The organism is Mycobacterium sp. (assembly GCF_035506235.1).
GTDB lineage: Bacteria > Actinomycetota > Actinomycetes > Mycobacteriales > Mycobacteriaceae > Mycobacterium.
The window spans coordinates 38,842-54,152 of sequence record NZ_DATJPU010000053.1 but is presented as its reverse complement, the minus strand read 5'-3'; the positions used below and the strand labels follow the sequence as shown (position 1 = coordinate 54,152).

At 69.2% G+C, this 15,311-nt stretch carries 11 protein-coding genes; 6 read left to right on the top strand and 5 right to left on the bottom strand.

The annotated features are described in order from the left end of the window. Positions 1 to 933, bottom strand: a 933-nt coding sequence (locus VMD50_RS05650) for an MMPL family transporter (RefSeq protein ID WP_325425691.1), incomplete at its 3' end; no start/stop codon positions are given. A 331-nt stretch (positions 934 to 1,264) separates the two neighbouring features. On the opposite strand from VMD50_RS05650, the gene VMD50_RS05645 reads away from it, so the two are divergent. Next, entirely contained in the window at positions 1,265 to 1,789 is a 525-nt protein-coding gene (locus VMD50_RS05645) for a hemophore (protein WP_325425689.1), read from the top strand. Here the strand turns inward: VMD50_RS05645 and VMD50_RS05640 are convergent. Then, positions 1,786 to 2,955, bottom strand: a complete 1,170-nt coding sequence (locus VMD50_RS05640) for a lysylphosphatidylglycerol synthase transmembrane domain-containing protein (protein ID WP_325425687.1) — start codon at positions 2,953 to 2,955, stop codon at positions 1,786 to 1,788. The two genes, VMD50_RS05645 and VMD50_RS05640, sit on opposite strands and share 4 nt — an antisense overlap. A gap of 157 nt (positions 2,956 to 3,112) precedes the next feature. Here VMD50_RS05640 and VMD50_RS05635 point away from each other — a divergent pair, with 157 nt between their 5' ends. Continuing rightward, on the top strand, positions 3,113 to 4,270 hold the full coding sequence (locus VMD50_RS05635) for an AI-2E family transporter (protein ID WP_325425685.1): 1,158 nt from the start codon (positions 3,113 to 3,115) through the stop codon (positions 4,268 to 4,270). 22 nt (positions 4,271 to 4,292) lie between these two features. Here VMD50_RS05635 and mmpL3 read toward each other — a convergent pair whose 3' ends face one another. From mmpL3 to trmB, 3 genes are all read right to left on the bottom strand, one after another. Beyond that, positions 4,293 to 7,193 carry a trehalose monomycolate exporter MmpL3 gene (gene mmpL3 / locus VMD50_RS05630; protein ID WP_325425683.1) on the bottom strand — a complete coding sequence of 967 codons (2,901 nt, stop codon included), beginning with the start codon at positions 7,191 to 7,193 and terminating at the stop codon, positions 4,293 to 4,295. A 64-nt stretch (positions 7,194 to 7,257) separates the two neighbouring features. Further along, positions 7,258 to 7,977 carry an NYN domain-containing protein gene (locus VMD50_RS05625; protein WP_325425681.1) on the bottom strand — a complete coding sequence of 240 codons (720 nt, stop codon included), beginning with the start codon at positions 7,975 to 7,977 and terminating at the stop codon, positions 7,258 to 7,260. A 1-nt stretch (position 7,978) separates the two neighbouring features. Then, positions 7,979 to 8,788 carry a tRNA (guanosine(46)-N7)-methyltransferase TrmB gene (gene trmB, locus VMD50_RS05620; RefSeq protein ID WP_325425679.1) on the bottom strand — a complete coding sequence of 270 codons (810 nt, stop codon included), beginning with the start codon at positions 8,786 to 8,788 and terminating at the stop codon, positions 7,979 to 7,981. Between the two features lie 230 nt (positions 8,789 to 9,018). On the opposite strand from trmB, the gene VMD50_RS05615 reads away from it, so the two are divergent. The 4 genes from VMD50_RS05615 to fadD4 all read left to right on the top strand — a co-directional run bounded on the left by VMD50_RS05615 (position 9,019) and on the right by fadD4 (position 15,311). Further along, a complete protein-coding gene (locus tag VMD50_RS05615; RefSeq protein WP_325425677.1) occupies positions 9,019 to 10,113 on the top strand; it encodes a hypothetical protein in 1,095 nt (364 codons plus the stop codon). Beyond that, positions 10,110 to 11,657 carry a hypothetical protein gene (locus tag VMD50_RS05610; protein WP_325425675.1) on the top strand — a complete coding sequence of 516 codons (1,548 nt, stop codon included), beginning with the start codon at positions 10,110 to 10,112 and terminating at the stop codon, positions 11,655 to 11,657. Before VMD50_RS05615 ends, VMD50_RS05610 begins: the two co-directional genes overlap by 4 nt. A 176-nt stretch (positions 11,658 to 11,833) precedes the next feature. Further along, the gene (locus VMD50_RS05605) at positions 11,834 to 13,663 is read left to right on the top strand and encodes a phosphoenolpyruvate carboxykinase (GTP) (RefSeq protein WP_325425674.1); all 1,830 of its coding nucleotides are present in this window, start codon (positions 11,834 to 11,836) and stop codon (positions 13,661 to 13,663) included. A gap of 130 nt (positions 13,664 to 13,793) precedes the next feature. Beyond that, complete coding sequence (gene fadD4 / locus VMD50_RS05600) at positions 13,794 to 15,311, top strand: fatty-acid--CoA ligase FadD4 (RefSeq protein WP_325425672.1); 1,518 nt, start codon at positions 13,794 to 13,796, stop codon at positions 15,309 to 15,311.

The window sequence follows — 15,311 nt, the reverse complement described above, 5'->3', positions numbered from 1 at the left end:
CGCGCCGGTGGCCATCGACTTCAGCGCCGGGGTGTTGATGATGTAGATGCCGGTCAGGGACGCGACGACCGTCATTCCCGACAGCACCACCGCCAGCCCGGAGGTGGCCATCGCGGCGTCCACGGCCTCGGTCGGCTGGCGCCCGGCGCGCAGCTCCTCGCGGAAGCGCATCAGGATGAACAGCGAATAGTCGACGGCGAGCGCGATGCCGAACATCGACACCGTCGAGGTCACGAACACCGACATGGTGGTGTAGGCCGACAACAGGTAGACCAGGCCCATGGTGACGACGACAGTGCAGGCGCCGAGGGCAAGCGGGATGGTCGCGGCGGCCAGCGAACCGAACACCGCCAGCAGGACGATCAGGATGATCGGCAGGTTCCATTTTTCGGCGGCGGCGATGTCGTGCTTGGTGTTCGCCGCCGCGGCGGCGCTGAGCGCGCCCTGTCCGATGACGTAGAGCCGCACCCGGCCGTTGGCGGTCTGCCCCGACTGGTCACCCTTGATGCCGACCTTCTGGCGGAGCTGCTTGGCGAGGTCGCTGGTGCCGGCGTTGCGCGCGTCCAGCCGAAGCGACACCACATACGGGCGGTCGGGCTGCGGCGGGCGCTGGGTGGGGTTGGGCACCTCGGTGACGCCGGGGAACTCACCGGCGATCTGCCTGAGCAGCGCGACCGCGTCGTTGATGTCGGAGTAACTGGCGTCCGGGCGCGGGGCCGCCACCAGCGCCAACGAGGATGCGCCCTGGTCGTGGTAGAGATCCTCGAGCTGATCGTGGACGGCCAGCGACTGGGAGCCGGCCACTTCGAAGCCGCCGCCGGTGAGGTTTCCCGACTCCGACATCGCCAGACACACCGCCGGCACCAATGCCAGCAACCAGCCTGTGAAGACCAACCAGCGGTACTTACGCAGGCTGCGGCTGATGCGCATCATGAACTGCTGGATTTCTTCACTCCCCGGGCTCTCGCGCAATGCGTGCAGGCGAGGATACCGCAGCAGCCTGTGGATTATGTCGGCTTATCTGGTTCCTGAGCTGCACAGACACGGATGTTGCCGGGACGCTGCCCAGTCGTTGTGGACCGGTGACCAAGCGGGATTTGCATCACACGAGGTGGCCGTCGCTTTGTGGGGCCGTATCGGCCATGGCAGGATGTCCGATGGCCGCGCGGGGGGAGCGGGGAACCCCGGCGGGAAAAGCCGTTCATGCCAACCGTTTGCGAGCTGTTCGACACGCCGCGCGCCTCCGCAAACTAAGGAGTGACCCATGACGACCGTCACCGCGACCGGGCGCCGCCGGCTTCTCGCCGGGCTGATCGCCACCGCCGTGCCCGGCGCCGCCCTCGCCGTCCTCGCCGGGCCGCCGGCGACGGGCGCCAACGACCCGTGTGCGGCCAGCGAGGTCGCCCGCACGATCGGTTCGGTTTCGAAGTCCATGGGCGACTACCTGGACTCACATCCCGAGACCAACCAGACGATGACGACGATGCTGCAGCAGCAGGCCGGGCCGCAGTCGTTCACCGGGCTGAAGTCCTACTTCGAGGCCAATCCCAAGGTTGCCGGCGACATGACGTCGATCGCGCAGCCGTTGACCAACCTGTCGATGCAGTGCAAGCTGCCGATCACGATCCCGCAGGCGATGGGCCTCATGCAGCAGGCGCAGGGCGCGGCCGGCGGACTGCCTGCGCTGCCCGGCAACACCGCGCCCGCGCCGCCCGCGGCCGGGGCCCCGGGCGCCACGCTGCCCGGCGTCACGATCGGCGGCGCGCCGCGACCGAACAACGTCGGCTAACCGCCGCGTTCCGGCTGCGCCTCGGGCGGCGGTAGCGGGCCCTGCAGGGCGGCCTCCGTCGGATCGGCGGCCGGGTCGTGCCGCACCACGGGCAGTGGGCCGGTGATGGGGTCGTCGCCGTCGGAGTCGGCGGTGTTCTCGGTGCGGAACACGAAGAAGAACACCACCCAGCCGACGGCGGAGATGAGCAGCCAGCTGATCAGCCGGTAGATGAGCATGGCCGAGATGGCGTTCGGCAACGACATCCCGCTGGAGACCAGGCCGGGCACCAGCACGGCTTCGACGACCAGCAGGCCGCCCGGCATCAGCGGAATGGTGCCGACGGCGCGGGCGGCCGCATACGCCACGGTCAGCCCGGCCACCGACGCGTGGTCGCCGGCGGCGTACGCGGCGAAGCCGAGGCAGGCCACGTCCGCGATCCAGTTGAACATCGACCAGCTGAACGCCACGCCGAGGTCGCGGCGGCCCAGGCTCACCGATTCGAGCTGCGTGAGGGTCTCGCGCCACCGGTCCAGGCCGGTGTCGGCCGGCTTGCCCCGAACGGAGTTGACCCACGACAACACCCGGCTGCCGATGCCCTCGATCAGCTCCGGCCGCGACGCCACCGCCTGGGCCAACAGCAACAGCGCGACGAAGCCGCCGAGCGTGAACAGCAGCGAGAACGGGTTGTTCTTGGCGCCCAGGAAGAACGCCCCGCCCAAGCCGAGCAGCGCCAGCCCCACCGCCTGCAGCACCCCGGACATCACCAGCTGCCACGAGGCCACCACGGTCGAGGCACCCCAGATCCGTTGCTGGCGAAGCAGGAACGTCGCGGAGAGCACCGGTCCGCCGGGCAGCGTGGTGCTCAGCGAATTGGCCGCGTAAAACGCGGCCTCCGAACGCAATTGCTTGACGTGCACGCCGGCGGATCCCAGCAGGGTGCGCTGGATTTGGGCGAAGCTGTGCATCGATGCGGCCGCCGCCAGCGCCGACGCGATCAGCCACCACCAGTTGGCCTCGTACAGGCTCACCCACGCCTTGGCCAGCTGGTCCCAGCCGAGCGAAAGCTCGACGGCAAGCACGATCGCGACGATGGCCAGAACGACCCAGCGCACCCACCAGTACCTGCCGCGCGGGGTTGCTACACGCGTCAGGTCCAGCTTGCGGGCAGGTGCGTCGTGCGTCACGTGCTTTAGGGTAACCGCGCAGGTGGCGCGGCCGGCCGGGTGCAGCTCCGACTGTGTCAGGGTCGTTCCGGGGTCGTAACCGGATCGTGCCGGGCACGGGGCCTTCACCGGCGGCGAGCGGCCGTCCGGGCGCGTCGGCGCCAGATAGGCTGGCCGGATGCCGGCAAACCTCGACCATGCCTCGGAGGCCGGGTCAGTCGAACCCCTTGTCCGCAAGGCCGCGGCTTGGGCCTGGCGTTTGCTCATCATCCTGGCCGCGGTCGTCGCCCTGCTCTGGGTGGTGAAAAAGCTCGAAGTGATCGTCGTTCCGGTGTTGCTGGCCCTGATGATCAGCGCTTTGCTCGTTCCGGCGGTTGACTGGATCGACAAAAGGGGCCTGGCGCGCGGTGCCGCGGTGGCGCTGGTCCTGCTGGGCGGATTCGCCATCTTCGGCGGCATCCTGACGTTCGTCATCGTCCAGTTCGTCTACGGCGTGCCCGACCTGACCGATCAGGTGACCCACAGCATCGATTCCACCCGCAGGTGGCTGATCGAGGGGCCGCTGCATCTGCGCGGCGAACAGATCTCCAACGCGGGCAACGCCGCGATCCAGGCGCTGCACAACAATCAGTCCAAATTGACCAGCGGCGCCCTGGCCACCGCGGCCACCATCACCGAACTGGTCACGGCCGCCGTGTTGGCCCTGTTCACGCTGATCTTCTTCCTCTACGGCGGGCGCAACATCTGGCAATACGTGACCAAGATCTTCCCCGTCGGCGTCCGGGACAGGGTGCGCGAGGCGGGCAACGCCGGATACGGATCGCTGATCGGCTACGTGCGGGCCACCTTCCTGGTCGCCCTGACCGATGCGGCGGGCGTCGGCACGGGGTTGGCGATCATGGGCATCCCGCTGGCGCTGCCGCTGGCCTCGCTGGTGTTTCTGGGCGCCTTCATCCCCCTGGTGGGTGCCGTGATCGCCGGCTTCCTGGCCGTGGTGGTGGCGCTGCTGGCGAAGGGCGCCGTCTACGCGCTGATCACCCTCGGTTTGCTGGTTGCGGTCAACCAACTCGAGGCGCATTTGCTGCAGCCGCTGGTGATGGGTCGGGCGGTGTCGATCCATCCGCTGGCGGTGGTGCTGGCCATTTCCGCCGGCGGGGTGCTCGCCGGCATCGTCGGCGCCCTGCTGGCCGTTCCGACGGTCGCGTTCCTCAACAACGCGATACAGGTGTTGCTCGCCCCGAATCCGTCCGCCGAGGCCGAGAAGCAGGCCGAGGAGGAGGAGGGAGGGGTCGTCGTGCAGGCGGAACCGGACCGTCCGGGGGACGGAGCCGGCTGAGGCGTTCGGCGCCTGCCGGCTCCTACAGTCGTCCCTCACGGCGCAGGAGATCCTGGGCGCTGACCCCCCCGCCGCCGGCGGCGGCGCGGCGGCGGCGGGGATTGTCGCCGTTGTCGCTCTGGCCGCCGCGGTCGTCTTGGCCGCGGGCGTTGAGCTGCTCGGTGGCCGCGTCGGAATCGTTGGCGTCCGACCGCGTGACCGGGAGTGCGGCGGTGGGGTCGGCCGGGTCGGCGTTGTAGTCGCCGGCGTGGTTGGTCGGGACCGGGATGGCCCGGGTCTGACCGCTGGACGGGGTCGCAGGCGGCCGTGGCGCGGCGGGGCCGGGGGCCGGGTTGGTGGGCGCCGAGAGGCGCGCCGTCTTGGGGTCGGCCGGTTGGTTCGGCCGGGCTTGCATCCGCGTGGTGTCGGCGCGGGACGGCTCGCTCGCGGCACTCGAGCCGGGAGGCCCCTGGGCGGGCCTGGGTTCCGGCGGCGCGGCCGGGCCCGGGGGGGCCACCCGCGACGGTTCCAGCGCGCCCGGGTGCGTCGGGTCGTGCGGCGCGCGCGGCGTCGCGGCAACCAGGCTGGCCGCCGCGACCGGGGGCCTGGCGGGGCGCCCGTTGAGGGTGGGGCGCTTGCGCTCGTCGGGAAGGTCGATCTCGCCCAGCCCGAGCCGGTTCTGCAGGCGCCGGGCCCAGCGCGGCGCCCACCAGCAGTCGTCGCCGAGCAGCTTCATCACCGACGGCACCAGGAACATGCGGACCACGGTCGCGTCCAGCAGCAGCGCCGCCATCAGCCCGAAGGCCAGGTACTTCATCAGCACGAGGTCGGAGAACACGAACGACGCGGCGACCACGGCAAGGACCAGCGCGGCGGCCGTGATCAGGCGCCCGGTGGTCGCGGTGCCGATCCGGATGGCCTCGGCGGTGGACATGCCGCGCTCGCGCGCCTCGACCATCCGGGACACCAGGAACACCTCGTAGTCGGTGGCCAGGCCGAAACCGACCGCGACGACCAGCGCGATGAGCACCACCATCAACGGTGTCGGCGTGAAATTGAGCAGCGAGGCGAAGTGCCCGTCGACGAAGATCCACGTCAGGATCCCCAAGGTGGATCCCAGCGTCAGCGCGCTCATCACCACCGCCTTGATCGGCAGCACGAACGATCCGAACGCCAGGAACATCAATACCGTCGTGGCGCCGAGCAACAGGACCAGCATCAGCGGAGCCTTGTCGAACAGGCTGTGGATGCTGTCCTGCTCCAGGGCCGGCGTACCGCCGACCAGGAGGCTGAGCCCCTTCGGCGGGGTGATGGCCCGCAGCTCGCTGATCTTCTTGGCCGCGTCATCGCGATTGGACAGGCCGTTCTGGATCACCCGCACGGTGTCGTCCTTGGGCTGCGACGTCCCGTTCGGCCCGCTGACGCAGGGATTGCCGGCGATGGTCGGGCACGGTCGTTCCTGCCAGGTTTTGTCGGTGAACCCGGTGATCGGCGCGAGCCTGTTGCGGATGTCCGCGACCTGCTGGTCGGTGACCTTGGTGTGGTTGTCGCTCTGGATCACCACCGTCAGCTGCTCGGTCCGGTACCCGGGGAAGAGCTTGTCGAAGTGCTCCTGCGCCAGGCGCACCGAGTTGTTCGGCGGCAGGTACTTCTCGCTCATGCCGCCGAACGAGAGATTGCCGAGCGGGATGACCAGCAGGATCATGGCGACGGCGATCGGGATGGCGAATGCCAGCGGCCGCTTCATCACGAAGTTGACCAGCTTGCCCCAGAAGCCGGCCTCCACCTCTTCACGGGTCTTGGTCTTCTGCAGCCGGTCCGCCAGCCAGTTGAGGTAGGCGCGCGACACCTTCCAGTTCCGCAGGAAGGGCACGCGGAACGCGGTTCGCACGCCCAGCGCGTCGACGTGGCGGCCGAGGATGCCCAGGCTGGCCGGCAGCAACGTGATCGACAGCAGCGCCGCGAGTCCCACCGCGGCGAAGATCGCGTAGGTCAGCGAATGCACAAAACCCTGCGGCAACGCGAGCAGGCTGGCGCTCGAGGCGATGATCAGCACCGCCGAAAAGGTGACGGTGCGACCGGCCGTCATGACGGTACGGCGCACGGCGGCCTCGGTGTCGTAGCCTTCGGCGATCTCTTCCCGGAACCGGCTCACCACGAACAGTCCGTAGTCGATGGCGATACCGAGGCCGATCAGCGAGACCACCGGCTGGGCGAAATAGTGCACCGGCCCGAACATGGCAACGAACCGCAGGATGCCCAGCGCGCCCGCGATGCTCAGCCCGCCCACGATGACCGGCAGTCCGGCGGCGACCGCACCGCCGAACACCAGGAACAACACCACCGTCACCAGCGGCAGCGCGAGAACCTCCATGCGGCGCTGGTCGGTGGCGATGGTGCCGGTCAGGGCGTTGGCGATCGGCTCCAGGCCGGCGAGTTGGACCGTGCCGCCGTCGAGCTTCTGCAGGTCGGGCGCGATCGCCTTGTAGTTGTTGAGGATGGTGTCGTCGTCGTCGCCCTTCAGCGGGATGGACACGAAGGTGTGCTTCTTGTCCTCGGTGGCCATCCCCTTGATCAACGGGGGCGCGTCGGCCGGATTGGCCACCGCCAGCCAGCCTGCCCAGCCGACGACCTGGTTGGGATGGTCGTTCTTGAACTTATTCAGCTCGTCGACGATCTTCTGTCGCCATGCCGGGTCGTCGACCGTCTTCCCGTCGGGGGCGCTGAAGGTGGCGACGATGTGGCTGGTGCGGTCGCGACCGTATGTCTGGTCACCCAGGACCGAGGCCTTGACGGATTGGCTGCCGTCGTCGTAGAAGCCGCTCTGCGTGACGTGCTTGCCCAGGCTCATGCCGAAGATGCCGCCGCCGAGGCACAGGGCCACCATGACCCCGATCACGATGTACCGGTAGCGGTACACGGTTCGACCCCACCAGGCGAACACGTAAAACTCCTTACTGGATCGCTAGCGACCCGCGCTGTGCCTCTTCGGTTTTTTGAAGCCAGTCTCACACACGCGTGGTCAACAGGGCGGACAGCGGCCGGAACGGCTGCAGCCACGCCCCCTGATCAGGCAGCGAATCCAGGCCGATCCGTGGCAACGGCTCCCGGAAAACACCGGTGATGTCTTCCAGGTCGACGAAATCCAAGGTATCCGACGCTAGCGCCCAACTCGCGTGTTCGCGAAATCCGATCACTTGGACGGATACGCCGGTCCGCGCGATGTCTTCCAGCGGTTGGCGGAACGCCTGACCGTCGGCGGAGGCCACCACCAGCGCCGCGAGGCCCTCCCGGTGCCGCTGTGCGATGTGGGCGAGCATGTCCCGGTCGACGTCGCTGTCCTCGTCGATCTTCGGCTTGGCGAAGACCGCGAAACCCACGTTGCGCAACGCGTCCACCCACGGCCGGACAACGTCGGCGCTGCCCGGCGCGATGTTGGTGAAAACGGTGGCCTCGGGTTCGATCACGACGCCGGGGCGGCCCGAGCTGACCTCCGCGGTGCGCGCCAGCAGCCAGCGCCCGAGCGCGTCGAAGCGCGGGCGTTCCAGGGCAGTCGGGCGCCGGCCCAGGATGGAGCCCAGGCCCATGTCCAGGTTGGGAGCGTCCCAGACCAGCAGAACGCGCCCCGCCGGGGGTTGGAAACTGCTCAGCCCCTCGGCGGATAGAGCCGCCGGTGAGTCCAGGGGTGCTTCTTCCGATGCCGCTGTGGTCTCTTCGGTCAGGCTCATGTCACTGCCTTTTCCGGCCTTGTGCAGCCTTTGTCCAGATGAATTCGTTCACGGCGCTGCCCGCTTCTCGGGCCTTCGTCTCGTACTTGGTGGTGGGCCGGACGACCGAGATCGGCAACCGGCCGCCCGGTTCGACGCGACGCAGCCGCGGTTCGGCGTCGCCGGCCTCGGCGATCTGCTCGGCGTAACCCGCGTGGTCCGTCGCGGCGTGCAGGACACCACCGGGGAGTAGCCGGTCGGCGATCAGGCCAATCGTGCCCGGTTGCAGAAACCGGCGTTTGTGGTGCCGTGCCTTGGGCCAGGGATCGGGAAAGAAGACGCGCACCCCGGTCAGCGACCCCGGCGTGATCAGGCGGTCCAGCACGTCGATCGCGTTGCCGCGGATCAAGCGGATGTTGCCCACCTGCTCGCGGTCGATCGCGCACAGCAGCTGCGCCAGCCCGCGCCGGTAGATCTCCACGGCGATCACGTCGACGTGGGGTTCGTCCTTGGCCATCGCCAGGGTGGATGCGCCGCTGCCAGAACCGATTTCGAGCACCACCGGGGCATGACGGCCGAACCACGCACCGGTGTCCAGCGGTTCTGCGGTACGTGGCGCCCCCGCCGCGGGGGCGCCGACCGAGATGCCCAGTTTCGGCCACAGCCGCTCCCAGGTGTCGCGCTGCGCCGCCGAAAGCGCGGAACGCCGCGAGCGGAAGCTCGTGACCGGGAGGTGGCGCTGCTCGGGATCCAGGCCAGCCTCCACTTCCACCGGCGCGTCGGGACACGTCCCGACCCCGGGTTGCGCATGCATTTGTCCATGGTGGCCCATCAACGCCCGATGTAGCCGCCCCTGATCCAGATTGATACCCAACAGTTGCCTTCGACTGGTAACAGCCCGGTGGCTCGCATCTCGGTGACGTAGATGCCACCATTCCGGGGGGACTCGATTGACTCCCGGCAAACGGAGCAAGCCTTCAAGACGGCCAACATCCGGTCGGGGGCTAAGCCTCCTGAGCCGGCCGGGCCGGTTCGGGGCCCATCACATCGAACGGGCAGGACATGACGGGAGAGGGGCACCACATTTTCGTCGACGAGCTGGCGCGCTTTGCTGGTCGCCGCGCCGACCCGCGCCTGACGGCGATCGCCGAGCGATGCGCCGCGCCGCTGCGCGTGGTCGTCCGCGGGCGCCGCGGGGTGGGTCGTGGCACGGTGGCGCGCGCCCTGGATCTCGCCGGGGACGCGCACGGGGTCTCGTCGGCGACGGGGGTGGCCAACGACGCCGACGTCGCCGACATCTTCGTCTACGTCACCGCAGAGGTGGTCAAACCCGAGGACACCGCGGCGATCGCGGCAGCCACGCGCCCGGTGTTGGCGGTGCTGAACAAGGCCGACCTGGCCGGCTCGCTTTCCGGCCGGGCCGCTGGCGGGCCGATGGCGGTGGCGGGGACGCGCTGCGCCGAGCTGTCCGCGCTCGCGGGGGCGCCGATGGAGCCGATGAGCGGGTTGCTCGCGGTGTGCGCGGTGCACGGCCTGGACGAGTCGCTGTGGGTTGCACTGCGGGTGCTCGCCGCCGATCCGGGCGGCGCCACCTGCCTCGACGACTCGTTCGCGGGGTTCCTCGCCGCGGACAACCCGGTGCCGACCGGTCTGCGGCTGCGCCTGCTGGACACCCTGGACCTTTTCGGCACCGCGCTCGGCATTGCCGCGGCCCGGCAGGGCAGGACACCGGCGCAGTTCCGGGCGCTGCTGCGCCGCATCAGCGGCGTTGACGCCGTCCTGGCGCAGATCTCGGTGCTCGGGGCCGAGCTGCGCTACCAGCGGGTGCTCCGGGCCGTTGCCGAGCTGGAGGCCCTGGCCGTCTCCCGGGACCGCACCGGAGGGGCGATCGCCGACTTCCTCCGCCGCGACGACACGGTGCTCGCGCGCATGGCGGCCGCCGTCGAGCTGGCCGGGGCCGCCGGGCTGGCTCCCCTGAACCAAGACCGCCGCGACCGCGACGACCCGGCCCCGCACCTACCGCGCGCGGTGCGCTGGCAGCGCTACAGCCTGGGCCCGGCGAGCGAGCTGCACCGCGCCTGCGGCGCGGACATCGCCCGGGGATCGCTACGGCTCTGGTCACGAGCCGGCGGGTCGCTGCCCGGGGGGTCGTGTTGAGCGGCGAGGATGCGGCCACGCGGGTGGACGCGCTGGTGGCGGCGATCGGTCCGCGGCTGGATGCGCCCGCCCTCAACCGTCGCGACGTGGTGCTGGTGACGGGCCCGTGGCTGGCCGGCGTCACCGCGGTGGTGGCGGCGCTGCGCGAACGGCTGCCGCAACACAAGTTCGTCGAGTCGACGGAGCTGGGACCCGGCGATGCGCCGACGGCGGTGGTCTTCGTGGTTTCCGCGGCCGCGCCGTTGACGGAATCCGACTGCGCGCTGCTGGATGCCGCCGCCGAGCACACCGATGTGGTCGTCGGCGTGGTGTCCAAGATCGACGTCCACCGCAACTGGCGCGACGTGGCGGCCGCCGACCGCGACAGCCTGGCCGCGCACGCGCCGCGCTACGGCCAGGTGCCCTGGATCGGTGCGGCTGCGTTGCCCGACCTCGGCGAACCGGACGTCGACGACCTGGTGCGGACCGTCGCGGCGCAACTCGACGACGCCGACATTCCCAGGCGAAACAGGCTGCGCGCCTGGGAATCCCGGCTGCAGAAGGTCAAGCAACGGTTCGACCGCGATGCCGAGGGCGCCGGTCGGCGGGCCCGTGTCGATGCGCTGCGCGAGGAGCGCAGCACGGCACTTCGGCAGCGGCGGCAGTCGAAGACCGAGCGCACCGTCACCCTGCGCGGCAAGATTCAGCAAGCCCGGGTCCAGCTGTCCTACTTCGCGCGCAACCGTTGTTCGTCGGTGCGCGGCGAGCTGCAGGAGGACGCCGCGGGTCTGTCCCGGCGGAAGATGGCCGGCTTCGAGGCGCACACGCGCGGACGGGTCGACGAGGTGGTGGCCGAGGTGAGCGAGGGAACCACCACCCAGCTCGCCGACGTCGCGCAGGTGCTGGGTGTGCCGGTGGTGTCGCCCGCCTACCAAAACGGGGAGGAGCGGCCGCCGACGATCGAGATCCCGTCCCCGCCGCTGAAATCCCGGCGGCAGGAAACGTGGCTGCTGATGCTGTTGGGCGCCGCGTTCGGGCTCGGTGTGGCGCTCACGCTCACCCGGCTGGTGGGCGGGCTGACGTCCCGGCTGAGCCCCGGGCTGGCGCTGGCGGGGGCCGCGGCGTGCGTGGCGATCGGGCTGGCGGTCACCTTCGTGGTGATCCACATCCGCGGCCTGCTGCGCGACCGGGCGTTGCTGGACCGCTGGGCGGGCGAGGTGACGTCGTCGCTGCAATCGGCGGTGGAGGAACTGGTCGCCACCCGTGTGCTGGTCGCCGAGTCGCTACTGAGCACCGCGCTGATCGCCCGGGACGAGGCCGAGAACGCCCACGTGGCCGAGCAGGTCAGCGCCATCGACAGCGAGCTGCGCGAGCACGCCATCGCGGCGGCGCGGGCCGCGGCGGCGCGTGATCGGGAGATGCCAACCGTGCAGGCCGCGCTGGAGGCCGTGCGTGCAGAACTCGGAGATCCGGGTACACCCTCCTCCGAGGACCCCGCCGGGAGGCCGGCCGGGGGCGATAGCGAAAAACCCGCTCCGGGCAGCGGAAATGGCGAGCTTGGGTGACGTTCGGCCCTGTTTCTGAATCGTTGTTGTGAGAAGGCTTATACCCGCCCGAGACCTCCCCGACAAGTAGATCACGATAACCTGTAGTTAACGCCACCATGTAAACAGTTGTGTGGGCGAACGCATACGCAAGCGAGAGATGCCGGTTAGCAGGCAGAAGAATTCAGGAGAGTTCGATGACTTCAGCGACCATTCCCGGTCTGGACAGCGCACCCACCAATCATCCCGGCCTGCTGGCCTGGGTACAGGAGGTTGCCGAGCTCACCCAGCCCGACCGGGTTGTGTTCGCTGACGGCTCCGACGAGGAGTGGAAGCGGCTGACCGACCAGCTCGTCGAGGCGGGCACGTTCACGCGGCTGAACCCCAAGGAGTACCCGAACTCGTTCCTGGCGCTGTCCGACCCGTCCGACGTGGCGCGGGTGGAGTCGCGGACATTCATCTGCTCCGAGCGGGAGATCGACGCCGGACCGACCAACAACTGGATGGACCCCGCCGAGATGCGGTCCACCCTGACCGACCTGTACCGCGGCTGCATGCGCGGCCGCACCATGTATGTGGTGCCGTTCTGCATGGGCCCACTCGGTGCCGACGACCCCAAGCTCGGCGTGGAGATCACCGACTCGGAGTACGTCGTCGTCTCCATGAAGGTGATGACCCGGATGGGCAAGGCCGCCCTGGAGAAGATCGGCGACGACGGGTTCTTCGTCAAGGCGCTGCATTCGGTGGGCGCCCCGCTGGAGCCGGGCCAAGACGACGTGACGTGGCCCTGCAACGACACCAAATACATCACCCACTTCCCGGAAACCCGCGAGATCATGAGCTACGGCTCCGGCTACGGCGGCAACGCCCTGCTGGGCAAGAAGTGCTACTCGCTGCGCATCGCCTCGGCGATGGCCCACGACGAGGGCTGGCTCGCCGAGCACATGCTGATCCTCAAGCTCATCTCCCCGGAGAACAAGGCCTACTACTTCGCCGCGGCCTTCCCGTCGGCGTGCGGCAAGACCAACCTGGCCATGCTGCAGCCGACCATCCCGGGCTGGCGCGCCGAGACGCTGGGTGACGACATCGCCTGGATGCGGTTCGGCAAGGACGGCCGCCTGTACGCGGTCAACCCCGAGTTCGGTTTCTTCGGGGTGGCGCCGGGCACCAACTGGAAGTCCAACCCCAACGCCATGCGCACCATCGCCGCCGGCAACACCGTGTTCACCAACGTCGCGCTCACCGACGACGACGAGGTGTGGTGGGAAGGCCTAGAGGGCGAGCCGGATCACCTGATCGACTGGAAGGGCCACGACTGGTACATCCGCGAGACGGAAACCAAAGCCGCACACCCGAACTCGCGGTACTGTACGCCGATGTCGCAGTGCCCGATCCTGGCGCCGGAGTGGGACGACCCGCAGGGCGTGCCGATCTCGGGCATCCTGTTCGGCGCCCGCCGCAAGACCACTGTGCCGCTGGTGACGCAGGCCCGCGACTGGCAGCACGGCGTGTTCATGGGGGCCACCATGGGCAGCGAGCAGACCGCCGCGGCCGAGGGCAAGGTCGGCACCGTGCGCCGCGACCCGATGGCCATGCTGCCGTTCCTGGGCTACCACGTCGGCGACTACTTCCAGCACTGGCTCGACCTGGGCAAGAACTCCGACGAGTCCAAGCTGCCGAAGGTGTTCTTCGTCAACTGGTTCCGGCGGGGCGACGAGGGCCAGTTCCTGTGGCCGGGCTTCGGCGAGAACAGCCGGGTGCTGAAGTGGATCGTCGACCGCATCGAGCACCGGGCCGGCGGCAAGGAGACGCCGATCGGCATCGTGCCGACCGCCGAGGACCTGGACCTCGACGGCCTCGACGTGGACGGCGACGACGTCGAGCGGGCTCTGGTGGTCAACGCCGACGAGTGGCGCAAGGAACTGCCGCTGATCGAGGAGTGGTTCGAGTTCGTCGGCGAGAAGCTGCCCACCGGCGTCAAGGACGAGTTCGAGGCGCTCAAGCAGCGGCTGGCCGAATCCCGTTAGGTAGCGCGAGCAGTAGCGAAAGCCCCCGCACGCACGGCGTGTCGGGGGTTTTCGCGTCTGCTCGGCGCCCGGAGTGGGCCGGATCCGGCCACTTAACACGTGTCAAAATCGGCGGCGGTACAGTCCTCCCATGCAGATTCGCCCCCATGTCGGCGCCGGCAAACCCGCCGTCATCCTGTACCCCTCCGGCACGGTCGTCACCTTCGACGACCTGGAGGCCCGCGCCAATCGACTGGCGCACCGGTTCCGCCAGGCCGGGCTGCGTGAGGGGGACACCGTCGCGATCCTGATGGAGAACAACGAGCACATCCACGCCGTGATGTGGGCGGCCCGCCGCAGCGGTCTGTATTACGTGCCGATCAACACCCACCTGACCGCGGCCGAGGCCGCCTACATCGTCGACAACAGCGGCGCCAAGGCCATCATCGGGTCGGCGGCGCTGCGCGACACGCTTGCGCAGCTGCGCGACCATCTGCCCAACGGGCTGCCGGAGTTGCTGATGATCGCCAGCGCCGATCTGCCCGGCTGGGAGCGCTACCCGGAATGCGTTGCCCGGCAACCGGATACTCCCATCGATGACGAACTCGAGGGAGACCTGCTGCAGTACTCGTCGGGCACCACCGGCCGGCCCAAGGGGATCAAACGCGAACTGCCGCATGTCCCGCCGGCCGAGGCGCCCGGCATGATGTCGGCGCTGGTCGAGTTCTGGATGACTCCCGAGTCCGTCTACCTGAGCCCCGCCCCGCTGTACCACACCGCACCGTCGGTGTGGTCGATGAGCGCGCAGGCCGGCGGCATCACGACGGTCGTGCTGGAGAAGTTCGATCCCGAGGGCACGCTGGACGCCATCCAGCGGCACCGCGTCACCCACGGGCAGTTCGTGCCGGCCATGTTCACCCGGATGCTGAAACTCCCCGCCGCCGTTCGTGATTCATACGATCTGTCGAGCCTTCAGCGGGTGATGCACGCCGCCGCGCCGTGCCCGGTCGAGATCAAGAAGCAGATGATCGACTGGTGGGGGCCGATCATCGACGAGTATTACGCATCCTCCGAGGCGATCGGGTCGACGCTGATCAGCGCCGAGGAGTGGCTGGCGCACCCGGGTTCGGTGGGCAAGCCGATGGCGTGCCAGATCCATATCCTCGCCGAGGACGGAACCGAGCTGCCGCCCGGGCAGGCCGGTGAGATCTATTTCGAGGGCGGGTACTCCTTCGAATATCTCAACGACCCGACCAAAACCGCGGCCTCCCGCGACGAGCACGGCTGGGTCACGGTCGGCGACATCGGTTACCTCGACGAGGAGGGCTACCTGTACCTGACGGACCGGCGCCACCACATGATCATCTCCGGCGGCGTGAACATCTACCCGCAGGAAACCGAGAACCTTCTGGTGACCCACCCGAAGGTGTTGGACGCGGCGGTGTTCGGCGTTCCCGACGACGAGATGGGTCAGCGGGTGGTGGCGGCCGTGCAGACCGTCGACCCGTCCGACGCCACCGATCGGTTCGCCGAGGAGCTGACCGGATGGTTGCGAGACCGCTTGGCGCACTACAAATGCCCGCGGGCGATCGCCTTCGAAGCGCAACTTCCGCGCACCGACACCGGAAAGCTCTACAAGAACGGGCTGATCGAGAAGTATTCGGTGTGA